This window comes from Streptomyces sp. NPDC111744, from assembly GCF_055634995.1.
The window spans coordinates 76,348-98,262 of the sequence record NZ_JBVKCG010000027.1 but is presented as its reverse complement, the minus strand read 5'-3'; the positions used below and the strand labels follow the sequence as shown (position 1 = coordinate 98,262).

The 21,915-nt window shown below is 68.2% G+C and carries 17 protein-coding genes and 5 pseudogenes; 14 read left to right on the top strand and 8 right to left on the bottom strand.

The features are described from left to right. Positions 1-153: 153 nt before the first annotated feature. Entirely contained in the window at positions 154-513 is a 360-nt protein-coding gene (locus tag ACZ7OO_RS37860; RefSeq protein ID WP_471512004.1) for a hypothetical protein, read from the bottom strand. A 458-nt stretch (positions 514-971) separates the two neighbouring features. On the opposite strand from ACZ7OO_RS37860, the gene ACZ7OO_RS37855 reads away from it, so the two are divergent. After that, the gene (locus ACZ7OO_RS37855; RefSeq protein ID WP_471512003.1) at positions 972-1,355 is read left to right on the top strand and encodes a MarR family transcriptional regulator; all 384 of its coding nucleotides are present in this window, start codon (positions 972-974) and stop codon (positions 1,353-1,355) included. A gap of 13 nt (positions 1,356-1,368) precedes the next feature. On the opposite strand, the gene ACZ7OO_RS37850 is transcribed toward ACZ7OO_RS37855, so the two are convergent. After that, complete coding sequence (locus ACZ7OO_RS37850) at positions 1,369-1,881, bottom strand: hypothetical protein (RefSeq protein WP_471512002.1); 513 nt, start codon at positions 1,879-1,881, stop codon at positions 1,369-1,371. A 318-nt stretch (positions 1,882-2,199) separates the two neighbouring features. On the opposite strand from ACZ7OO_RS37850, the gene trhA reads away from it, so the two are divergent. Then, positions 2,200-2,985: a PAQR family membrane homeostasis protein TrhA gene (trhA, locus tag ACZ7OO_RS37845; protein WP_471512001.1), complete on the top strand. Its 786-nt coding sequence runs from the start codon at positions 2,200-2,202 to the stop codon at positions 2,983-2,985. Between the two features lie 286 nt (positions 2,986-3,271). Here the strand turns inward: trhA and ACZ7OO_RS37840 are convergent, their stop codons facing one another. From ACZ7OO_RS37840 to ACZ7OO_RS37830, 3 genes are all read right to left on the bottom strand, one after another. After that, on the bottom strand, positions 3,272-3,433 hold the full coding sequence (locus tag ACZ7OO_RS37840) for a hypothetical protein (protein WP_471512000.1): 162 nt from the start codon (positions 3,431-3,433) through the stop codon (positions 3,272-3,274). Between the two features lie 83 nt (positions 3,434-3,516). Continuing rightward, positions 3,517-5,190 (bottom strand): hypothetical protein, encoded by a 1,674-nt coding sequence (locus tag ACZ7OO_RS37835; RefSeq protein ID WP_471511999.1) that lies wholly within the window; start codon positions 5,188-5,190, stop codon positions 3,517-3,519. A 212-nt stretch (positions 5,191-5,402) separates the two neighbouring features. Then, a complete protein-coding gene (locus ACZ7OO_RS37830) occupies positions 5,403-5,753 on the bottom strand; it encodes a LamG-like jellyroll fold domain-containing protein (protein WP_471511998.1) in 351 nt (116 codons plus the stop codon). Here ACZ7OO_RS37830 and ACZ7OO_RS37825 point away from each other — a divergent pair. The 11 genes and pseudogenes from ACZ7OO_RS37825 to ACZ7OO_RS37775 form a co-directional block, all read left to right on the top strand. After that, a complete protein-coding gene (locus ACZ7OO_RS37825; RefSeq protein ID WP_471511997.1) occupies positions 5,725-6,564 on the top strand; it encodes a hypothetical protein in 840 nt (279 codons plus the stop codon). The genes ACZ7OO_RS37830 and ACZ7OO_RS37825 overlap by 29 nt on opposite strands. 37 nt (positions 6,565-6,601) lie before the next feature. After that, positions 6,602-6,994, top strand: a pseudogene (locus tag ACZ7OO_RS37820) (hypothetical protein); the annotation flags it as partial. A gap of 33 nt (positions 6,995-7,027) precedes the next feature. Then, complete coding sequence (locus tag ACZ7OO_RS37815) at positions 7,028-7,369, top strand: hypothetical protein (RefSeq protein WP_471511996.1); 342 nt, start codon at positions 7,028-7,030, stop codon at positions 7,367-7,369. A gap of 1,125 nt (positions 7,370-8,494) precedes the next feature. Continuing rightward, positions 8,495-9,609, top strand: a pseudogene (locus ACZ7OO_RS37810) (IS110 family RNA-guided transposase). A 32-nt stretch (positions 9,610-9,641) separates the two neighbouring features. Further along, positions 9,642-10,961 (top strand): bifunctional 3-oxoadipate enol-lactonase/4-carboxymuconolactone decarboxylase PcaDC, encoded by a 1,320-nt coding sequence (pcaDC, locus tag ACZ7OO_RS37805; RefSeq protein ID WP_471511995.1) that lies wholly within the window; start codon positions 9,642-9,644, stop codon positions 10,959-10,961. A 28-nt stretch (positions 10,962-10,989) separates the two neighbouring features. Beyond that, entirely contained in the window at positions 10,990-11,625 is a 636-nt protein-coding gene (locus tag ACZ7OO_RS37800; RefSeq protein WP_471511994.1) for an MBL fold metallo-hydrolase, read from the top strand. 36 nt (positions 11,626-11,661) lie between these two features. Next, positions 11,662-12,441, top strand: a complete 780-nt coding sequence (locus tag ACZ7OO_RS37795; protein ID WP_471511993.1) for an exodeoxyribonuclease III — start codon at positions 11,662-11,664, stop codon at positions 12,439-12,441. 16 nt (positions 12,442-12,457) lie between these two features. After that, complete coding sequence (locus ACZ7OO_RS37790) at positions 12,458-12,865, top strand: DUF6278 family protein (protein WP_471511992.1); 408 nt, start codon at positions 12,458-12,460, stop codon at positions 12,863-12,865. 226 nt (positions 12,866-13,091) lie between these two features. After that, positions 13,092-13,523: pseudogene (locus tag ACZ7OO_RS37785) on the top strand (ATP-binding cassette domain-containing protein); the annotation flags it as partial. A gap of 56 nt (positions 13,524-13,579) precedes the next feature. Then, positions 13,580-14,025 (top strand): annotated as a pseudogene (locus ACZ7OO_RS37780) (type 2 periplasmic-binding domain-containing protein); the annotation flags it as partial. Positions 14,026-14,124: 99 nt separating this feature from the next. After that, positions 14,125-14,740 (top strand): annotated as a pseudogene (locus tag ACZ7OO_RS37775) (ABC transporter permease subunit); the annotation flags it as partial. A 42-nt stretch (positions 14,741-14,782) separates the two neighbouring features. Here ACZ7OO_RS37775 and ACZ7OO_RS37770 read toward each other — a convergent pair. Together ACZ7OO_RS37770 and ACZ7OO_RS37765 are read right to left on the bottom strand one after the other, a co-directional pair. Next, the gene (locus tag ACZ7OO_RS37770) at positions 14,783-16,381 is read right to left on the bottom strand and encodes a CocE/NonD family hydrolase (RefSeq protein ID WP_471511991.1); all 1,599 of its coding nucleotides are present in this window, start codon (positions 16,379-16,381) and stop codon (positions 14,783-14,785) included. A 117-nt stretch (positions 16,382-16,498) separates the two neighbouring features. Continuing rightward, positions 16,499-17,263: a hypothetical protein gene (locus ACZ7OO_RS37765; protein WP_471511990.1), complete on the bottom strand. Its 765-nt coding sequence runs from the start codon at positions 17,261-17,263 to the stop codon at positions 16,499-16,501. Positions 17,264-17,406: 143 nt separating this feature from the next. Between ACZ7OO_RS37765 and ggt the strand changes: the two genes are divergently transcribed. Next, positions 17,407-19,200, top strand: coding sequence for a gamma-glutamyltransferase (gene ggt, locus ACZ7OO_RS37760; RefSeq protein WP_471511989.1), 1,794 nt, complete (start codon positions 17,407-17,409; stop codon positions 19,198-19,200). Between the two features lie 28 nt (positions 19,201-19,228). Here the strand turns inward: ggt and ACZ7OO_RS37755 are convergent, their stop codons facing one another. After that, positions 19,229-21,772, bottom strand: a complete 2,544-nt coding sequence (locus tag ACZ7OO_RS37755; RefSeq protein WP_471511988.1) for an ATP-dependent Clp protease ATP-binding subunit — start codon at positions 21,770-21,772, stop codon at positions 19,229-19,231. Positions 21,773-21,915 lie beyond the last annotated feature (143 nt).

Below are 21,915 nucleotides of genomic sequence, written 5' to 3'. Positions count from 1 at the left end.
TCAAAAGAAGTTTTACGAGGTGTTAGCCCCCCCCGTGTTTGTAGAACAGAGGAGAAAGAAAAAAAACAAACACTAAAAAAGCGGGGAGACCATCCCCGCCGACCCCCCCCCGGGCCCACACTGCTTGCGACGGGGTTCCGTCGCAGTGGTCGCTCAGTGGTCGGAATAGCTGAAGTCGCCCATGGTCCAGGCGCTGACGTCGCCGATCGCCACACGGTACATCCCGCCTGTCTCCGGGATGCCGACCGTGCCCTGCAGGATCCGGGCGACATGGAAGTGCAGATGCGTGGGCGGCCCGTCCTTCTTCGCGAGGGTGTCGAAGACGGCCGAGAACTCTCCCAAGCGGGCGGAATCCCTCAGCACATCCGACACCCTCTGCCTCCACACGGCTTCGGGAGCCAGCCGACCGGTGATGACAGCACCACCGGTGACCACGGTCAGGGACATCTGGTTGCTCTGCCCGGACTCCACCAGGGCGGCGACGTCAACGAGCAGCTCGTCAGGCTTCGACATGAGGCAGATTATATTTGCTGGCCACCCAGCTCTCTGAGCGATGGCGACAGGGGGCGCGAAGGGCGTTCACGGACTTGGCGCGGAAGGCCCAGATGGTGACCGGGGTGGCGCGTGCGAGGCGATCAATCAGGGTCAGCCGAAGCCGGCGCCGCGCCGTTCAGGGGCGTACCGGTGGCGGACGGTCCGGGGTTCATGGCCCGCTGGGCGGCTGCCGGTGTCGTCGGCCAGGTCCGGGCCGCGCTGACACGGCGGATCCGCCGGGAGACGGACGAAGGACCAATGCGGTCGCCACGATAATCGACTCGCAGTCAGCCAAAGTGGCATCGAGCGCCGGGAAAGGATCAGCGACCGCAAGCACATCTCGCGGTCGACATCCGCGGGGCTTGCCGCTGATAGTGATGGCCACCAAACTCACTGTGCGTATCCCAGCTGGTCAGCATCGAAGAACGGGGCAGATCGTGAACGAGCAGGCCGGGAAGTGGAGCTTCCTCACCAGCCACGCCCGCGTGCTGATCGCCATCGCCCGCGACCCTGCCACCCGCCTTCGCGACATCGCCGCGGCCTGCCACATCACCGAACACACCGCTCAAAGCATCGTCAAGGACATCGAACAGGCCGGCTACATGCGCCGCGAGCGCAACGGACGGCGCTCGCGCTACATCCTCTGCATGGACGGCACCCTCCGCCATCCAGCCGAGGCGCACGTGCCCGTACGGGACTGCTGGAACTCTTCACCCCTCACGCCGGCGAGCGCTGAAGCCTCGGCCCGCCCCCTGGCGCACTGCGGGAGCTGTCAGTACCGCACACCACTGGTGCGTCTCTGTCAGCCGTGGGCCGTATGACAAACACCCCTCGTTACACGCTCCTCCAGGCGTCGAGGAAGGCTTTTCGTCCAGCGGGATCGTCTGACCTGTGGTCTGCGTGCAGAATGCGCCAGGCGGTGAGCTCGAGGTCTCGGAGCCACAGTTCTCCGATGACCTGTCTTTTGAGGTCGGGAAAGTGGTCGGACTCGGCGAGGGCTTGACCGATCACCTCCCCGGCTGCGACTCGCTGGGGCGGGGTCATCTGATCGACGGCCGAGAGGATCTGCCGTGCCAGGGCGGTTCCTTCTCCTGTCAGGGAACGCAGCACCAGAGCCTTGATGTTGGCGGGTAGCAGGTACGCGGTGCCCGAAGTCCTCCACAGCTCCGACCAGAAGCGTTCTCCTGCCTTGGTGGGGGCAGGCAGCGCGGCCAGCAGCCCGAGAAGATGGCCGGTGGCCGCATAGCCGTCGGAGTGGGCGGCTGCGACGACTGCGATGCCTGCGACGCGCTCCACATCGAGATGGCCCGCTTCGAGATGCGGGGCCAGGCCCAACTGGTGTTCCACCTGGTGTGTGAGGGGAGCGGATACGTGGGGGCGGACCTCAGGAAGCATCGGCGATCCTTGTGCGTAGGCGGGCCCAATGCCCGTTCGGAAGTCCTGATCGTTCCCATGACCAGCCGATCTACTCGGCTGTGGCGGGCCCAATTGACGCCAGGATCAACGAGGTCGGCGTTCAAACGGTTGCGGAGCACCACGCCGGCGACGTGGGCGTGGTGCTCCGCAACCGGGCGCCTAGAATCCCGTCGGGGTGTCGTCTCCTAGCATGACCCCATGATCACCGGTGACGTTCAGGAGTCCGAGGGAGAGGGAGGACGAGAAGCTGTGTCCCGCGACGCCGCTGAAGCCGAGTACATTCACGCCGCCTCAAGGGGTGGAGAACGCGGTGAAGACGGGCCGCCCGCCGGATCACAAGCCGACGAAGCAGAAAAGGAAGCTCACCCGGTTGCCGCTCTGGTGGAGCGGGCGGCCGACCTGGCCGAACCGATCAAGCCGAGGTTGCGTGGCTGGCTCCATGCCGCAATGGTCCCCGCCGCACTGATCGCGGGCATCGTGCTCATCTGCCTGGCCCGCACCCCGCAGGCGGCCCTGGCCTGCGCCGTGTACTCGGTCACCGCCTGGTTGCTGTTCGCGACGAGCGCCATCTACCACCGCGGAACCTGGGGGCCGCTCGGCGAGGCTCTCCTGCGACGTCTCGACCACGCCAACATCTTCCTCATCATCGCCGGCACCTGCACGCCCCTGGCCGTGCTCCTCCTCCCGCCGGGCCAGCGGTCCGTGCTGCTGTGGATCGTGTGGGCGGGCGCATTGGCCGGCATCGCGTTCCGGGTCCTGTGGGTCGGAGCGCCGCGCTGGCTGTACACCCCGTGCTACCTGGCACTGGGATGGGCACCGGTGCGCTACCTGCCCGACTTCCTGCATACCGGCGGAATGGCCGTACTCGCCCTGGTGGTGACCGGCGGTCTTCTCTACAGTGCGGGTGCGTTCGTCTACGGTCTGCAGCGCCCCGACCCCTCGCCGCGGTGGTTCGGCTTCCACGAGGTGTTCCACGCCCTGACTGTGGCAGCCTTCACGACGCACTACATCGCCATCTCCCTCGCCGCCTACTGACCGCGACAATGTATGGCCCGCGCCGCCGGGCACGCACGTTGCCGCGTGCCAGGGCGCGACGGGTCGGACGGCAGTCGAGGCATCACACTGCACGCGGGAGCCGTCCGCTCCTCCGCTTCTCCTGCCCACACGGGCCCGGCTGAAGCGGGGGAACGGAGCGGTCTCACAATCACACGTCGGTGCAGCCGAGTTGAACTCCACCGGCGCGAGCACGTAGAACTGCGGCAACAGGGTCTCCTGGATCTCGGTTGGCTTCGCAACCCCGAGCTACCAAGAGGCCCTGTCTTCATGCTCGCAACCAGCTGCGATCACCCGATCGAGACTCCCGGGGGGTGGTGGCGGAGGCGCTGCTGATGCAGCCGCCGATGGTCAGGGGCATGGAAAAGTCGTACTGGGGGCTGAGGTTGGTGGCGGTCCGGATGAGGGTGCCGTGCTGGTACAGGGCCATGTTGCCGCTGGTGGAGCCTCCCGGGACTGGTGCCCGGAAGGTGGCGACGAGGTGGGTCCAGGTGCCGTCGCCACGGGCAACGGCTAGCGGACGTCGACGTAGTCGGTGACCCGGGCGCTTCTGAGGTAGTGGTCTCCGGTCTGGCGGTTGACAACGAGGGCCCAGGTTCCGTCCTTTTCGGCGGTTGCCATGCCGATGAGGTGGCCGTGCTTGTCGGTGTCCAGGTCGTAGACGTAGTGGTAGGTGCTGGAGCCGCGGGGTTTGAAGTAGAGGCTGGGGGAGCCGCCGTAGAGCGGCTTCCAGGTGGTGCCTTTCTTGTACTGGAGGGTGCCGGCGAATCTGATCGGCTGTCCCTTGCGGAGCGGGTTGGGGGAGGCGTGGAAGCCGGTGATGCGGGTGGCGTAGCGGTAGAGGTGGGCGGGCTTGGTGGTGCTGGTGCCCAGGTCGGGGTTGCCGTTGAAGCGGGCTCGCCAGTAGGCGTCGGTGTTCGGCGCGTTGAGTGTGCGGGTGAACCACTCCTGGAAGAGGGGTTTGTTGTAGCGGATCGGGAGGGGAACGGTGGTGGCGTTCTTCCAGCCGGTCTTGCCGTCCTTGGAGTACTGCAGGGTGACGGTGGGCTTGGCGGGCCATTTGGCACGTGCGTCTTCGTAGTAGACGTAGCCGTAGGTCGGCATGGATCCGTCGTCTTTGAGGGACGCGGTCAGGTCGATGTGGGTGGTGTAGGCGACGTGCAGGCTGAAGGGTTCGGTGGCCGTCTGCTGGAAGGGCATGTCGCCACTGCCGGCGACGAGTTCGGCGTTCGGGGCGGGGCTCTCCGAGGAGACACGCAGGGTGTAGTCGCCCCGGCTGTCGGTGGTCGTCTGCCCGGCCACCACCGAGGAGCCCTCAAGGGTGATCGCGGTGTTCGGCAGCGGTTGCCAGCCGGCGGTGGTCTGAATCTCGGCGTGGCCGGTGACGGTTCCGGTGGCGCCCTGTGCCAAGTTCAGGGCGTGGGTGCTTGCCGTGAAGCGGACCGGTGCCTGGGTGGTGTGCAGCCACTGGGTGGGGTATGTCGACAGGTCGATCGCTCCCGGGTAGCTGCTGGAGGCCTGGGGTGCGGCGGACAGCCGGAAGGACTGCTCGGTGGGGACGTAGGCGGCGGTGAAGCGGCCGTCGGGGCCGACGGTCGCGGTCGTGATCGTCCGGCCGAGTCCGGTGTCGGCGACGACGTCGACGGGGGTGCCGACGGCGGGAGTCGGGGTGTCGGGGGTGCGGGGATCCCGGGCGACGACGATGCCGCTGACGGAGACCTGCTGGTGGAGGTAGTCCGGCACACTCGGGGTGGCCGTGAGACCGGAGATCGTGAGGATGGTCCGGTACCGCAGGGGGTCAGGGGAGAGGGCGCCGGTGACGGTGGCGCCGGAGGCGTCCTGCAGATCGACGGTCACCCGGTAGTCACGGAGGTCCGCCAGGTGGACCGGCGCCCGCCAGGTACCGGATGTGGCGTCCTGTCCGGAGTACTGGGTGAAGTCCTCGGTCGATCCGGCCTCTTGGGTGCCGTCCGGTGCGTCCAGCGGATAGAAGTGGGCCGTGATGTGGGTGATCGGGCTGTCGGAGTGCGCGGTCACGAAGACCAGACCTGGCTCGTTCCAGCCGTTGGCGTCGACCAGGACGGGGCCGCCGGTGGTGCCGTCCGCCCAGGCCGGGGAGAGGCCCGTGAACAGGCTGGCGGTCAGTGCGGTTGCCGTGGCCGCCGCCAGGAAGGCGCTGCGTCTCATGATGGTCCCCCAGAGGACTGGTCGTCTCTGCAAGCGGGAGCGCGAGGCCCGGACTGCGGTCCCTCGGCGCTCTTGGATCGGTCAGGTGATCGAGAACTGTAGTGGTGTGCTCTGACGGTTCGGTACGTAGGTCTGCTGCGTGATCGTCCCGTCGGACCTGGCAGGCGCTCGACCGCAGTGACTCGGTCGAGCGCCTGAACGTCCCTCAGTGGTCAGTCGAGTTGGCTGATGGCGGGGTTGTCACCGGTAGCGGCTGCGTCGGCGGGAGGCAGGGCGGTGTTGTAAATGTGGATGTCGCTGATGCCTGCGTTGGCGTACTCGCCGTAGGCGCCGGAGGAGAGTTTGCGGCCGATCTGGAGGGAGCCGGTCGCGTTCCAGGGAGTGTAGGTCCAGTCCTTGGCGGCGGTGAGCTTGCCGTCGACGTAGAGCCGGATTTCCTGGTTGGTGGCGTCGAAGACGCCTACCAGGTGTGTCCATTTGCCTATGACGGGCTTGCTGCCGTAGGTGGCCTGCCAGACGGCACCGCTCGCGTCGGTGCTGTGTCTGCCGAAGGCCCAGACCACCGACACCTTCACCGACTGCTCGGCCGGAAACCTCAACGACAACACGGCCCCGCACTGGCCTGATGTGCCGTGGGACCTGCACTGTGACTCCACCGACAGCACCACCCTGCCGTCCGGGTCCACCTCCGTGCCCACGAACGTGTGCGTGACCGCCGGACCGACGTTCTGGTCCACCACCCGGCTGGAGAGCATCACGACCAAGGTCCACGTCAAGGATTCCTCGACGGACGATCTCGTCGACGTGGACAGCTACCAGTTGGGGCAGGTGTACTCGGACGCGGGCGGGACGGTCGACCCGGTCACCGGTACCACCATTGACCCCAAGGACGCGGGTTCACTGCAGGCCGTGATGTGGCTGCAGTCGATCCAGCACACCGGCAAGGACACCTACGGCAACGGCAACAGCGCCATCAAGCTCAACCAGGTCTCCTTCACCGGTACCGAGATCGACAACCGTGTCAACGACACCTCCCCGTCCGCGCCGCCGCTGTACCGGCCGAGGATCTCCTCGATCCAGACCCAGACCGGCGAGTCCATCGCCGTCGACTACAACACCAACCCGTGCGCGAACAAGACGCTGTCGATCTCGGCCGCGGACGGCAACACCAACTCCTGCTATCCGGTCTACTGGACGGTGCCGGGCGCATCGAAGCCGATCGCGGACTGGTTCAACAAGACCACCGTGCACACCGTCACGGCATCCGACCGGACGATCGCCTCCCAGTACAAGCCGAACTCCACGAACAGCAACGCCGCGGGCTCGGAGATGCAGGTCGGCGGGCGACACGCCGGTCCTCGTCCACAACGTTGACCTTTGCAAGGTCAATTCGGGATCCACGTCCAGGAACACGCACTGGGCAAAAGTCTCCGTTCATGACAAGGATGGAAATCTCGTAGATTCCTACCGGATACGGAGTGGAAATCAGCAGCCTTCGGAGCAGGGGATGGGACGAGGTGGAGAAGCTCTCAGCCACACGGAGAACCGGGTGGCTCGGATGTCTGGTGGAGTTCCCACGTATGGTACGAGGGTGGTCACTGGTGACGAGTTCTTCCTTGATTCGCCCGCGCCAGAGGGAGGATACGTTGTCATCACGGGGACACGACCGCCGTGCTCTAGCTGTAGAGGTGCGATGACTCGGGCTGCAGAGGACACCGGTGCTACCTTCGCCTATCTCTGGAAGGACCCACAAGACGGCTGGCAATGGTGGCAGACGGACTTGCCGTCAAGCTGGCGGAAATAGACTTGTAAGACTCAAGATCATTTGAGGGGTGAAATGCCGATCAACGATCCAAATCGTCGAGATCCTGTTGAGATTTTGGCGCGTGTCGACAGCGTGGAGCCAGACGCTGAGGATGTGCTTCGAGCTTTCCAGACGTGGGTGTATCTCGCTGGGAGAGCTGGATGGACGGTAGAGGAAGATCCAGGTTTTCAACCGCAGTCCGAAGGTACTGATATCGGCGGCGTCGTCATTGATGGTCTGTCTTATCGTCTGCATTATGGGCTGCGGTGCAGAGAGAACGCGGTTGATGACTCGACGATTCCACCGTCACTGCGAGCGATCTTTACGTACGCGGCGTGGGCAGAGCCTGTGGTGGAGAACTCTTCGCTGTGGTGAGTTGGATGGTTCCAGCGGGCAACGTTTTGTCTGTCGAACCATCGCAGGTGGGCATCATGCGCAGGCAGGGTGGATCACGCGTCTAATTCCTTACTGGGGAAGCTATCAGAATCTAGCCGCGAAGTTTCGTGACGGTCCGCCGACGGAGTCGGTGGACCGTTTTCGTGCCGTGGACGAAGGCTGTGCAGGCCCAGGGGTCCGAGTGTCGCCTCAGCGGGCGCAGGATGATCCAAGAAGTCAAGGCTGTCAGCAGGAAACCGGGACTGGTGGCTGACGCCTCCGCTGGCCGTCCCGCATAACTGGCCGGATACGGGCACTGTCCGGACCCGAAAGGATGCTGCCGCTGTGGAACAGATGGCAGCGTCTCTGGCGGCCGGAGTGGAGGTGCACGCGCTGGCGACGGCTAGCCCCGGGGGTAAGCCATTGCTACTCGCCGCAGGGCCGAACGGAGTGGTCGCTGCGTGGGACGCGATCACCGGTGAGCCGGCGGGTATCTCGCTTCGGGGGGTCTCCGTGGCCGCAGTTGACCAATCCGACGGAACCTCGCTCGTGGTGACAGGGACATCGCAGAGCGAAATAATCGTCTATTCGTTGTGGGCGTAAGGTGATGTGCCTGGTCGTCGTTCTCGACCCCGTACTCGGCTGTCCGTCTGCGCCGCTCGACCCACACGCCGTCGGAACCGGTGCCCTCCTCTTCACCCGGCTCGTGGCCATCGGTGAGGTAACCCACGACGTCGGCGGCCAGTTCGCCGCTCTTGCCGCTGGCGGTCCCTGATCGTGCCGCTTGCCCTCGTGTGCTGTTGTGCTCGGCCGGGATCAGGTTCTGGGTGTTGCGTGAAGGGGGTTGAGCATGTCCTGCGGTTCCTGGGCGGTGGTGAGATGGGGGCGGGAGGATGGGCGGGTGCTGTCCCGAGCCTATGGTCTGACTCATGATATTTCTGACCGAAGTGTCTCAGTCACACGGTGTCGGCCGGTGGCCGGGGATGGTGCGTTGTCGGTGCCGGGCTGGCGGGGTGTGTCCCGATAGGGGCCTGTCGATTGTTGTGGCGTCCTCACGATTCTGACCGTCTGACGCGGCTCGGTACCGGCAACGCGATACGTCATCGGGCCGGAAAGGGGACGGGCATGCGTGGTTCGGCATTGTCCAGTACGACGCCTGCTCCGCGGGCCCGCCGTCGTCGCCCTGTGGGGGAGGTGGTGCTGGGGGTGGACACGCACCGGGATGCCCATGTGGCTGCGGTGCTCTCCTTGACGGGGGCGGTGCTCGCCACTGACGAGTTCCCGGCCACCGCGGCGGGCTACCGAGCTCTGTTGAAGTGGGCCAGGAAGTCGGGGACCGTGGGGCGGGCCGGGGTGGAGGGGACCGGTTCCTATGGGGCGTCCCTGTCCCGCTATCTGCTGGCCCAGGGCGTGGACGTGTTCGACGTGAATTGGATGGACCGGGCGGATCGTCGGCGGCGCGGCAAATCGGACCCGCTCGATGCCCAGAACGCGGCGCGAGCCGTGTTGAGCGGGCGGGCCCGTGCCCGGGCCAAAACGGGCGACGGACCGGTGCAGGTCGCGAGAATGTACAAACTCACGAAGGCGTCGGCCGTCAAGGCTCGCACCCAGGCCATCAATCAGCTCAAGGCCGTCCTTGTTACTGCTGATCCCGCTTTGCGGGAGGAGCTGGCCGGACTGGGTAATGCCGAACTCTTTCGTACCTGTGCGCAGTTCGTGGACAGGAGCAGTTGCGAGGAGATCGGCGAGGAGTCGGTGCTGCAGGCCACTCGGATCACGCTGGGCCTGCTGGCTCACCGGATCGACCAGCTCTCCGAGCAGATCCGGGACGTGGAGACTCGTCTGACCCGGCTCGTGGAACGGCATGCCCCGCAGCTGCTCGACGTGGTGGGGATCGGCCCGGACACGGCGGTCACGTTGCTGATCACGGTGGGGGACAACCCGGAACGGCTGGACAGTGAGGATCGTTCGCCGCGCTGTGCGGGGTCAGCCCTGTCGAGCGTTCCTCGGGGCGCCGGCAGTTCCGTCGCCTCAACCGCGGAGGCGACCGGCAGGCCAACGCCGCTCTCCACCGCATCGTGTTCACCCGCTTGAGGGTCGACCCGCGCACTCAGGACTACTACGAGCGCCGGATCAAGGAGGGCAAGACCCGGCGCGAAATCGTCCGTTGCCTCAAACGCTACGCTGCCCGCGAGGTCTTCCACCTGGTCAAACAGCTACAGCCAGCACCCCGCTCATAGGGGCTGTCGTGACAGATGAGAGGGTCAGGCGGGTGAGTGAGACGCCAGCGAACACCCTGCAATACCGCTTTGACGGGCCAGAAGACGCTCCTGTCCTGATCTTGGGTCCCTCACTGGGTACCACATGGCACATGTGGGACCGGCAGGTCCCGGAGTTGACCCAGCAGTGGCGGGTCTTCCGTTACGACCTCCCCGGGCACGGCGGTTCCCCGGCGCACCCGGCCGGTTCCGTCTCCGAGCTGACCGCCCGGCTGCTGGCCACGCTCGACGCTTTCGGCGTGCAGCGCTTCGGCTACGCGGGCTGCGCGCTCGGCGGCGCCGTCGGCATCGAGCTGGCTCTGCGGCACCCGGAGCGGATCGCCTCGCTCGCGCTGGTCGCAGCCTCACCCCGGTTCGGGACGGCGGACGAGTTCCGTCAGCGCGGTGTGATCGTGCGGACGAACGGCCTCGACCCGATCGCCCGGACCTCGCCCGAGCGCTGGTTCACCGGCGGGTTCGCCGCCGCGCAGCCCGCGATCACCGAGTGGGCCGTCCAGATGGTGCGCACCACCGACCCCGGCTGCTACATCGCCGCCTGCGAGGCCCTGGCGGGCTTCGACGTACGGCACGAACTCGCCCGGATCGGTGTGCCCACGCTCGTCCTGGTCGGCTCGGACGACCAGGTCACCGGCCCCGCCGAGGCCCGCACCCTGGTCGCCGGGATCCCGGACGCCCGGCTCGCGGTCGTACCCGGTGCCTCCCATCTGGTCCCGGTCGAGCAGCCCGCCGCCGTCACCGACCTGCTGGTGCGGCACTTCTCCACCGCCTGGCAGCCCGCCTACGACTCGACCACCGGCCAGATGGCCATCCCGGCCGCGCCGGTGAAGCCGGTCCTGGCCGCCGCACCGCAGGCGGTACCCCAGGTCGCTCCGCAGGTCACGCCGATCGCCGAGATCGCCCCGGCCGCCGTACCGGCGCAGCCGCTTGGGCGGCCCGATCCGTACGACGCGGGGCTGAAGGTCCGCCGGGAGGTGCTCGGGGACGCGCATGTGGACCGGGCGCTGGCGCAGGCCGACGAGTTCTCGGGGGACTTCCAGGAGTTCGTCACCCGCTACGCATGGGGCGAGATCTGGGACCGGCCCGGACTCGACCGGCGCTCGCGCAGCTGTGTCACGCTCACCGCGCTGGTCGCGGGCGGCCACCTGGAGGAGCTGCGTTTCCATGTCCGGGCGGCCCTGCGCAACGGCCTCACCCCGGACGAGATCAAGGAGGTCCTGCTCCAGGCGGCGGTGTACTGCGGGGTACCGGCCGCGAACAGCGCGTTCCGGGTCGCCCAGCAGGTCATCCGCGAGGAGACCACTCCCGAGGCCTGACGGGCGGCTCGGGGGCAGGATGGTGACCATGAAGCTCACGAAGAAGTCCCACGCGTGCGTACGCCTGGAGAAGGACGGGCGCACGCTCGTCCTCGACCCCGGAGGGTTCAGCGAGGAGGACGCGGCCGTCGGCGCCGACGCGATCCTGATCACGCACGAGCACCCCGACCACTTCGACGAGGGCCGGCTGCGGGCCGCGCTGGACGCCGACCCGGCCGCCGAGGTCTGGACCCTGAAGTCCGTCGCCGACCAGCTCGCGGCGGCCTTCCCGGGCCGGGTGCACACCGTCGGCCACGGCGACACGTTCACCGCCGCCGGCTTCGACGTCCAGGTGCACGGCGAGCTGCACGCGGTGATCCACCCCGACATCCCGCGCATCACCAACGTCGGCTACCTGATCGACGGCGGCAAGGTCTTCCACCCCGGCGACGCCCTCACCGTCCCCGACCACCCCGTCGAGACGCTGATGCTCCCGGTGATGGCCCCCTGGAACAAGATCTCCGAGGTGATCGACTACGTCCGCGAGGTAAAGCCGCGGCGCGCCTACGACATCCACGACGCCCTGCTCACCGACCTGGCCCGCCCGATCTACGACCGCCAGATCGGCGCCCTGGGCGGCGCGGACCACCAGCGGCTGGCCCCGGGTGCCTCCGCGGACGTCTGAGACACGTTGTCAGAGGGGCCCGGTAGGTTGTGGGGCATGCGCATCGCGACCTGGAACGTGAACTCGATCACCGCCCGCCTGCCGAGGCTACTCGCCTGGCTGGAGAGCAGCGGCACCGACGTGCTCTGCCTCCAGGAGGCCAAGATCGCCGAGGAACAGTTCCCGGTCGAGCAGCTGCGCGAGCTGGGCTACGAGGCGGCGGTCCATGCCACCGGCCGGTGGAACGGCGTGGCGGTGCTGTCGAAGCTCGGCATCGAGGACGTCGTCAGGGGCCTGCCCGGCGACCCCGGCTACGACGGCGTGACCGAGCCGCGCGCGATCTCGGCGACCTGCGGCCCGGTCCGTGTCTGGTCGGTGTACGTGCCCAACGGCCGCGAGGTGGACCACCCGCACTACGCCTACAAGCTCCAGTGGTTCGAGGCCCTCAAGGCGGCCGTGGCCGGGGACGCGGACGGCAGCCGCCCCTTCGCCGTCCTCGGCGACTACAACGTGGCACCGACCGACGGCGACGTCTTCGACCCGGCCGCCTTCGAGGGCCTCACCCATGTCACCCCCGCCGAGCGTGCCGCTCTGACCGCCCTGCGCGAGACCGGCCTGTCCGACGTGGTCCCGCGCCCCCTGAAGTACGACCACCCGTTCACCTACTGGGACTACCGCCAGCTCGCCTTCCCGAAGAACCGTGGCATGCGCATCGACCTGGTGTACGGGAACGCGCCCTTTGCCAAGGCTGTGAAGGACGCCTACGTCGACCGCGAGGAGCGCAAGGGAAAGGGCGCTTCCGATCACGCTCCGGTGGTGGTGGACCTGGAGGTGTAGGTGTCAACCTGGGTCCATGAACATCCCCTTTCTGGGTAACAGGCACGCCAAGACCGGTGACGTCCCCCTGACCGCCGATCCTGATCTGCTCGCCGAGTGCGAGTTCCTGCGCGCCCAGGCGGCCGAGGAGGGTGTCACGCTCGACGACACCCCGGCCTCGCTGGAGGCCCTCGACCAGTTGGTCCCGCGCTGGCGGGACGACGAGGAGACCCTGACTTGGCTCGGCACCGACGCCGGCCTGTATCTGGGCACCGTCCTGATCCGGACCGTTCCCGGCGCGGAATGGCAGATCCGTGCGGACGGGGAGCCGGTCGTACGACTGGAGTCCGGGCGGGAGTTCGATGTCGTCGAGTCCGGCCATGACTGGGCCGCGAGCGGGGTCCCCGAGCTCTCGCAGCTCTACGCGGAGGTCGCAGAGTCCTGACCTGCGGCCGTGCACGGACGCCGGTGACCAGGGCGACAACTGCAGCGACCACTACGGCCATGGCTACGGCAATAAAGATGGCATAAATACGGCTAATGCCCGAAAAGTGCGTGTCGTGCCTTAAGTGCCCTCGCGACTGGATAGTTTGCGGCAACCACGACACAGCTGAGAGTGAGTAGGGCTGCGTATGGCTGTCGATCCTTTGATCGAACTGCGTGACGTCACCATCCAGTCCGGGAGGATCATGATCGAGGGGCAGCCGCTCCCCGAGGAGGGCAGGGCCCTCGCCAGATTCCGCGCCGAGGCCGGCATGGTCTTCCAGTCCTTCAACCTGTTCGCCCCGAAGACGGTCCCGCAGAACGTCTCCTTCGCCCAGATCAAGGTCCGCGGGCGCAAGAAGGAGCGGGCCGACCGGTGCTCGCGTGAGCTCCTCGACCGCGCCCTCGCCGTGGAGCCCAAGCCCCTCCTCTTCGACGAGCCCACCCCGGCCCTCGATCCCGAGGTGACCAACGAGGTCCTCGAAGTGATGCGGCAGCTCCCCCGGGACGGCATGACCATGGTCGTCGGCACCCACGAGACGGGCTTCGCCCGTTCCGCCGCCCACCGCCTCGTGTTCATGGCCGACGGCCGTATCGTCGAGGACCGCGCCCCGGAGGACCAATATCCTCAAGCACTGAGCGGGGAGCGCGATCCATGTTCCGTACCCCCCGTGTGCCCGCGGCCGAGAGGCTTCCCCGCCACCAGGCGGTGCCGGGCTTCCGGCTGCCCGGCGCCAGGACCTGGACCCGGGAGAAGCAGCGCGGCTACTTCGTCGTAGGCGCCGAGGAGGAGCAGCCCTACCTTGGCGAGAGGGACCCGGCCTCCGGGGTCTACTCGGGCTTCGACATCCAGATCGCCAAGCTGATGTCCGCATCCCGACCTCGCCCCGAACACGATCCACCTCCGGACCATCGCCTCCGCCTACTGCCTGGCCGGCCAGTCCCTCCTGCTCCGCCACGACGAGAACGGCGTCCACGGCCCCGAGGACCCCGCCGGCCCTACCAGGTCGACGCCGTCACCACCGAGGCCCTTCTCCCAGGAGACGTACGGCATTCGGCGTCCCCCGCGGCGACACTGCCCCGCGCTTCGCGATGGACGACGCGTTGGAGGCCCGTGAGAAGGCATGAAGGTACTGACGGCCAACTTCCACACCTACGCCGAGGGTTTCCTCGGCCTCGTCATCACCCTCGCCGTCAGCGCCCTGTCGACCCTCGGCCTTCATCGGCCTGCTCGCCTTGGTCCTGTATCTCCTCTTCGGCACCACCCAGTTCACGCACACCAAGTGGATGCCCCTCGCGTACAAGGGAATCCAGGAACTCCTGCTGCGGGGCCTCGGCAACACGCTCAAGGGCTTCGCGACGGCCGCCGTCCTCTCCCTCGCACTGGGCGGCCTGCCGGCCACCGGACGGCTCTCGGAGCACCGCGCGGTGCGCGCGTTCCACTCCGGGGTGGACAGCGTCGAACGCGGCCAGCGGGAGGCCGCGTTCGCGCTCGGCACGCGCAAGTCCCTGGTCATGCCGTACGTCCTGGCGCCGCAGGCCGTACGGCCATGCTGTGCCCGCCATCAACAGCCGGCTCGTGGTGGCCCTCAAGGACACCTCGCTCGGCTGTCTCATCACCTACGAGGAGTTCCTCCATGCCGGGAAACCGATCGCATCCAACCTCGACTACGATTTGCCCTTCATCCCTGTGGTGATGGTGCTCTCGCCGATCTGCATCGGGATGTGCATGTTGCTCTCTTGGTCCGCCGGCCGGGTGGCCAGACGGGAGCAGCACGGTCCCAGGACCGAGGCCGTCGAGGTGGCCCCGGCCGTACCAGGGACGCTGCTGCCGTAGGGGCGGCAGCCAGGGCCAGGCCCGGCCGGCGGCAGCCGGAGATCACTGCTCGCGCAGCGGAACGGACACGTACGACGGGTCGTCCACCGGCGAGGAGAAGGTCAGCTGCGCGCCGGACGGGTTGTGCTCGACATAGAGCGGGTCCACCGTGTCGACCACCAGCGCGAGCCGGTGCCCGGCGGGTACGTCGTAGGCCGTGGAGAACAGGTCCAGGTCCACGTCGAACGCCTTGCCGGGCGTGCGGCCGTACCAGGTGTACGGCGCGTTGGTGACCAGCTTGCCGAGGCCGAGCGGGCCCACGTCGTACAGGTAGGCGACGAGGGTGCCGCTCTCCTTGGTGGGGGTGAGGGTGGTGTGCAACCGGGCCGTGCCGCGCACCTGCTGGGCGCTGCCGTACCGTTCGGACTGCCAGACGGCGGCCCAACGGCGGGGCAGCAGCGGGATCGAGGCGACCGGCGGCAGCTGGGCGAACTGGTCGAGAAGGCCGGAGAGGAGGACGACCCCGCCGTCCGCGCCCGAGTCGACGTTCGCGTGGATCGTGGTCGAGCCGGCCAGGGCGAGCTTCTCGCGCGTGGCGCCCACCGACTTCCAGTCCGGGTAGCCCTCGTAGTCTCCGCTGGTACGGGACTTGAGCTGGACAGGCTGCTCGCGGTCGATACCGTTGTCCTCGCCCTTGAGGTAGTGGTCGAACCAGCGCTCGGTGTCGGTCCACACGTCGTTGGGCAGCCCGAGCAGGCCGGTCAGCTCGGCGGTGGCGTGGTCGCCGGGGCGGAACTCCAGGCGTTTCGGGCCGGTCAGCTTCCCGTAGAAGTCGGCGTACTGGTTGGCCGGGAAGATGGTGTCGCTCCAGGCGTTGGCCATGAAGACGGCTGCGCCGTTCCTGTTGAGCTGGTCGACATAGGTTGCGGCGGAACGTTTCGCCCCCCAGGCGATCATGGCCTGTTCCCGGTCCAGGTTCGAGGCGTAGAAGTCCTTGAAGATCTGCCGCACTTCGGGGCTCTCGCGCCCGGTGAGGGTCGCCGAGCCGTCGAGGAGGGCGGCCGCCTCGACGTGCTGGGTACGGCCCGAGTAGATCGAGTCGATCAGATCCGCCCAGCCGCTGAGCGCGCCGACCGCCTTGATCCGCTTGTCATGCGCGGCGGCCAGCAGACTGATCCCGGCGCCGTACGAGACCCCGGCGATGCCGATGTGCTGGGGATCGGCGCCGGTGTTGGCGAGCGCCCAGTCAATGACCTTGGACGCGTCCGCCACGTCCTGCGGACCGGCCACTTCTATCTGGCCGCCGGACTGCCAGAACCCTCGCACGTTGTAACTGAGCACGATGTAACCGGAGTTCGCGAGCTTCTGCGCCTGGGCCAGATACTCGACCTGGGGCAGCGACCAGCTCGTGGGCAGCACAATGAGCGGGTAGCGGTGTGTGGCTTCGGCGCCCGCGGGCGTGACGACGTTCGCCTTGAGGACCGTGCCACCGTCGCCGGTGATGTCGACGAAGCGGACGGAGGCGGCGGCCTGGGCGGCCGGAGCCAGGCCGACGACGCCGGTGGCGATCAGGGCCGCCGAGACGGCTCCCGCGGCGGTCGTGCGCAGAGCGGCGGTGCGTCGGTCGGTACGGCGGCTCGTGGTGGTGCGACCTCGTCCCATGGGGTCACTCCTCACTCGTGTAAGTGCAAAGTGACCAGACGGTAACCGCGACTCCTTACCGCAAGTAACCCGTCGGTAAGTTACGTGCGGGTAACGATTGTTGAATGCTGCGGCTACTCAGGAGGCGCGGTGCGAGGAGCGCGTGGTCTCGGTCGTCGCGGGCGGCAGCGGCGCCTGAGCGGCGCGGGTGACGTCCGAGACGAGTTCGACCACGTCCGGGCCGTACGCCTGTGAGTTGACGACCTTGAGGAGCAGCACGAAGGTGTTGTTGCCGTGCTTGCGGGCGAGCCGCTCGTGGTTGCGGGCGAGGTAGCGGGTGGCGGCCTGGTTGGTGATGGCGCGTTGCCCGCAGAAGAGGAACACCGGGCGGGCGTCCGGGCGCTGGCCGGCGGTCAGGCGGGCGAGCAGGACGTACTCCGTGATGCCCGGGTCGAGCCGGTAGCGCTCGGTGCCGATCTGGAAGGCGCCGCGGTCCGGGCCCGGTTCCGGGTCGATGTTGACCCGCACGCCCGGCAGCATCGCCGACATGTGGGCCACCATGCGCCGGTTCGACCCGGGCCCGCCCACGCAGAACTCCGTGCGTTCGCCGAAACCCTGCTGGACGTTCTCCTGGGTCACCATCTGGAGGTTGGCGCCGCAGTCCTTGATCAGCGCGGCCAGCTCCAGAAGCGCGAACACGTCGAAGCGGTGGACCGCCGGTTCGGAGGTGGCCGGATCGCGGTTGACGACCAGCAGCGCTTCCGAGTTCTCCGGGAGCCCGAAAAAGGCCTGCTTGCGGCGTAGACTGCGCCGCCACAGCGAGGTGCGGGCCAGCCAGCCGAGCGCCGCGCTGATGCCGGCGGCCACGACGCCAAGGATAATGTTGCGCAGGTCGTCATTCATGGGCGCGCATGGTAGCGGTCACAGATAGCCGGAACGTACCCGTGTTCGAAGTGTGGCGGTCATATGACAGTGCCCCGAATATGGCTGTCGGGGCCTGGGCCTCGCCGGTACGCTGCGCGGACGTTCCGGAACTGGAGGTGCGGATGCGTCGCCCTGTCACGCGGAAACTGACTGTTCTGGCGGTCTCGGCCGCCGTGGTGTCCGTCGGGGCGGCAGCGCCACCCGCCGCCGGCGGTGCGACCGTCGCGAAATCCCCGGTGGCCGTCGGCTACGGCGGTGCGGTCGCCAGTGTCGACGCGGACGCCACCGCCGCCGGTATCGAGGTGCTCCGCAAGGGCGGCAACGCGGTCGACGCGGCCGTCGCGACCGCCGCCGCGCTCGGGGTCACCGAGCCCTACTCCTCCGGCGTCGGCGGGGGCGGCTACTTCGTCTATTACAACGCCAAGTCCCGTACGGTACACACGATCGACGGCCGCGAGACCGCACCGCTGACCGCCGACTCCAACCTTTTCGTGGAGAACGGCAAGCCACTCGCCTTCGCGGACGCCGTGAGCAGCGGGCTCAGCGTCGGCACCCCGGGGACGCCGGCCACCTGGCAGACCGCGCTCGACCAGTGGGGGACCGAACGGCTCGGTACGGTACTGAAGCCGGCCGAGCGGATCGCCCGCAACGGCTTCGTCGTCGACGACACGTTCCGGTCGCAGACCGCGTCCAACGAGACACGGTTCCGGTACTTCCCCGACACGGCGAAGCTGTTCCTGCCGGGTGGGCAGCTGCCGGTGGTGGGGTCCACCTTCAAGAACCCCGACCTGGCTCGGACCTATCAGGAGCTGGGCAGGAAGGGGATCGGGGCGGTCTACAGGGGCGACCTCGGCAAGGACATCGTGTCGACGGTGAACAATCCGCCGGTGGACGCGAGTTCGGGGTGGAAGGCGCGAGCGGGCAAGCTGTCCGCGAAGGATCTGGCCGCGTACCGGGCGAAGTCGCAGGCGCCGACGGAGACGTCGTACCACGGGCTGAAGGTGTACTCCATCGCACCGTCCTCGTCCGGCGGGACGACGGTCGGAGAAGCTTTCAACATCCTTGAGAACACGGACCTTTCCAAGGCCGACGAGGTGCAGTATCTGCACCACTTCATCGAGGCGAGCCGGATTTCGTTCGCGGACCGGGGGAGGTGGGTCGGCGACCCCGCGTTCGAGGACGTGCCGACCAAGGGGCTGCTGTCGCAGCGGTACGCCGACGAGCGGGCCGAGCTGATCCACGACGACTCGGTGCTGACGAGCCCGGTCGCGCCCGGGGACCCGAACCGTCCGGGTTCGACCGGTACGGCGGCGCCGACCACGTACGAGGGTGAGAACACGACGCACCTCACGGTCGCCGACAAGTGGGGGAACGTCGTCTCCTACACGCTGACCATCGAGCAGACCGGTGGCAGCGCGATCACGGTTCCGGGGCGGGGGTTCCTGCTCAACAACGAGCTGACCGACTTCTCGTTCACACCGGCGAACCCCGCGGTGCACGACCCGAATCTGCCGGGACCGGGGAAGCGGCCGCGGTCCTCCATCTCACCGACGATCGTGCTCGACAAGAGCAACAGGCCCGTGGTGGCGCTGGGTTCGCCCGGCGGAGCGACCATCATCACCACCGTGCTCCAGGTGCTGACCGAGTTCCTGGACCGGCACCTGCCGTTGGTGGACGCGATCGCCGCGCCTCGGGCGTCTCAGCGGAACGCCGCCAAGACCGAGCTCGAGCCTGCGCTGTACAACGACCCTGCGGTGAGGGGGAAGTTGGAAGCTATCGGGCACTCGTTCTCGTTGAATCCCGAGATCGGTGCGGCTACGGGTGTGCAGCGGCTGCCGGGTGGGAAGTGGCTGGCGGCGGCGGAGACCGTGCGGCGGGGCGGCGGGGCGGCTCAGGTGGTGGATCCCGCGCCGTAACAGCCCGGCGCGGCGCCCCTGAAGCCCCCTAGAGCTTCTTGTCCGTCCGGAACTCCAACTGGCCGTTCACCGCGTCCACGGTCACCTCGCTGCCCTCCGTGATCGTGCCGTCCAGGAGCCGGCGCGACAGCTGGTTGTCGACTTCCCGCTGGATGGTCCGCCGCAGCGGCCGCGCGCCGTACTCCGGCTGGTAGCCGCGTTCTGCCAGCCAGTTGACCGCCGCGTCCGTGAAGTGGACCGTGACGCCCTGGGCGTGCAGCATGCGGCGGGTGTGTTCCAGGAGCAACTCGGTGATCTGGCGCAGCTGGTCGCTGGTGAGCTGGCGGAAGACCACGATCTCGTCGATGCGGTTCAGGAACTCCGGGCGGAAGTGCTCCCGGAGCGGGCGGAGGACCTGTTCGCGACGGGCCTCCTCCGTCGCCTCCTCCCCGCTGGGGCCGAAGCCGACGCCGGCGCCGCGCCTGGTGATCACGTCCGAGCCCAGGTTGCTCGTCATCACGATGACCGTGTTGGTGAAGTCCACCGTGCGCCCCTGGGAGTCGGTCAGACGGCCGTCGTCCAGGACCTGGAGCAGGATGTTGAAGACGTCCGGGTGGGCCTTCTCCACCTCGTCGAGGAGGAGGAGCGAGTAGGGGTGGCGCCGGACCACCTCGGTGAGCTGTCCCGCCTCCTCGTGGCCGACGTAGCCGGGCGGGGCGCCGATCAGGCGGGAGACGGTGTGGCGCTCCTGGTACTCGCTCATGTCCAGCCGCACCATCCGGTCCTCGCTGCCGAACAGGGCCTCGGCGAGCGCGCGGGCCAGTTCGGTCTTGCCGACTCCGGTCGGACCGAGGAAGAGGAAGCTGCCGATCGGCCGGTCCGGGCTGGCGAGCCCGGCGCGGGAGCGGAGCACCGCCTCGGAGACGGCCGCGACCGCCTCTTCCTGACCGATGACCCGCTGGTGCAGATGGGACTCCAGGCTGAGCAGCCGTTCCTTCTCCTCCTGGGTGAGGCTGCTGACCGGGATACCGGTCTGGCGGGACACCACCTCGGCGATCGCCTCGGCAGTCACCTCCAGGTTCATCCCCTCGTCCGCCTGGTCGTCGCCGGAGAGTTCGGCGATACGCGTCTTCAACTCGCCGATACGGTCACGGAGTTGCGTCGCGTGTTCGTACTGTTCGTCGGCGACCGCCTGGTCCTTGTCCCGGGTGAGCTGTTCGATCTCGCGCTCCATCGCCCTTACGTCGCTGCCCTTGGCGCGGGAGCCGAGGCGGATGCGGGCGCCGGCCTGGTCGATCAGGTCGATCGCCTTGTCCGGGAGCCTGCGGTCGGTGAGATAGCGGTCGGAGAGCTCCACGGCAGAGACGAGGGCCTCGTCCGTGTAGCGGACCTGGTGATGGGCCTCGTAGCGGTCCCGCAGGCCGCGCAGGATCTCGATGGTGTCCGGGACCGTCGGCTCGGGAACCAGGATCGGCTGGAAGCGGCGGGCCAGCGCCGCGTCCTTCTCGATCTTGCGGAACTCCTCAAGGGTGGTCGCGCCCACGATGTGCAGCTCGCCCCGGGCCAGCGCGGGCTTGAGGATGTTGCCCGCGTCCATCGAACCGCCCTCGCCGCCGCCTCCGGCGCCGACCACGGTGTGCAGTTCGTCGATGAAGACGATCAGCTGGTCGGAGTGGGCACGGATCTCGTTCACGATGTTGTTGAGGCGTTCCTCGAAGTCCCCCCGGAAGCGGGTGCCCGCGACCACGCCGGGCAGGTCGAGCGCCAGCACCCTGCGCCCGGAGAGGATGTCGGGCACGTCCCCGTCGGTGATCCGCTGGGCCAGGCCCTCGACGATCGCGGTCTTGCCGACACCGGCGTCGCCGATCAGCACGGGGTTGTTCTTGCCGCGCCGGGAGAGCACCTCGATGGTCTGCTCGATCTCGTCATCACGGCCGATGACCGGGTCGATCCGGCCTTCCCCGGCCAGCTCGGTAAGGTCTCGGCCGTACTTGTCCAGCGTTGGCGTGCCCGACCGGCGGCGGCTGTCCGTGCCGGGGTGCAGGGCGCGGTCGGTCTCCGGCGCGTCCGGCGGCAGGCCCGCGGCGAACCGGGCCGCGTGCAGAATGTGACCGGCGGCCGAGTCCGGGTTGGCGGCGAGCGCGCCCAGGACGTGTTCGGGGCCGATGTATCCGGCGCCGCTGGCCCGGGCCAGGTCGTGCGCGTCCAGCAGGGCCCGCTTCACGGCCGGGGTCAGGGACAGCGAGGTCGGCGGGGGTGCCTCGCCGGCCGGATGCTGGACCGGGCCGGCGCGGTCGTCGATCGCCGTGGCCAGCGAGTCGGGATCCGCCCCGGACCTGCTGAGCAGAGAGCGGGTCGGCTCCGCCGTCAGGGCAGCGCGCAACAGATGCTCGGTGGCGAGGTCCCGGCTGCCGTGTTCGGCGGCGTACTGGGCGGCGCCCCGGACCAGCTCCCGGGCGGGCTGGCTGAGCAGCCTCCCGATGTCGATCTGGCGGGGCCCCTGCTGCGCTCCCCCTCCGCCGAAGAAGCGTGCGAGGAACTCTCCGAAAGGATCCTGTCCGTGGTCGCTCGGTCCGGGGTAGCCGCTGGTCATGAGCGTTCGTTCCGTTCCGGCGTCCCGGCGCCTGGCAGGACGCGCTCGCTGATCGACATGCCGGTCCACGCGGGTGCCCCTGCAGGGCCCGGTCCCACCACCTTCGCACGCCCGCCGGAGGGGGGCATGTCCAGCACTTCGGG

Excerpts from the sequence above, each read along its gene's own strand:
- ACZ7OO_RS37755 (WP_471511988.1), bottom strand. The coding sequence starts at position 21,772 with ATGACCAGCGGCTACCCCGGACCGAGCGACCACGGACAGGATCCTTTC.
- ACZ7OO_RS37765 (WP_471511990.1), bottom strand. The coding sequence starts at position 17,263 with ATGAATGACGACCTGCGCAACATTATCCTTGGCGTCGTGGCCGCCGGC.
- ACZ7OO_RS37860 (WP_471512004.1), bottom strand. The coding sequence starts at position 513 with ATGTCGAAGCCTGACGAGCTGCTCGTTGACGTCGCCGCCCTGGTGGAG.
- ACZ7OO_RS37840 (WP_471512000.1), bottom strand. The coding sequence starts at position 3,433 with ATGGCCCTGTACCAGCACGGCACCCTCATCCGGACCGCCACCAACCTC.
- ACZ7OO_RS37790 (WP_471511992.1), top strand. The coding sequence starts at position 12,458 with ATGAACATCCCCTTTCTGGGTAACAGGCACGCCAAGACCGGTGACGTC.
- ACZ7OO_RS37815 (WP_471511996.1), top strand. The coding sequence starts at position 7,028 with ATGCCGATCAACGATCCAAATCGTCGAGATCCTGTTGAGATTTTGGCG.
- ACZ7OO_RS37835 (WP_471511999.1), bottom strand. The coding sequence starts at position 5,190 with ATGAGACGCAGCGCCTTCCTGGCGGCGGCCACGGCAACCGCACTGACC.
- ACZ7OO_RS37800 (WP_471511994.1), top strand. The coding sequence starts at position 10,990 with ATGAAGCTCACGAAGAAGTCCCACGCGTGCGTACGCCTGGAGAAGGAC.
- ACZ7OO_RS37795 (WP_471511993.1), top strand. The coding sequence starts at position 11,662 with ATGCGCATCGCGACCTGGAACGTGAACTCGATCACCGCCCGCCTGCCG.
- ggt (WP_471511989.1), top strand. The coding sequence starts at position 17,407 with ATGCGTCGCCCTGTCACGCGGAAACTGACTGTTCTGGCGGTCTCGGCC.
- ACZ7OO_RS37770 (WP_471511991.1), bottom strand. The coding sequence starts at position 16,381 with ATGGGACGAGGTCGCACCACCACGAGCCGCCGTACCGACCGACGCACC.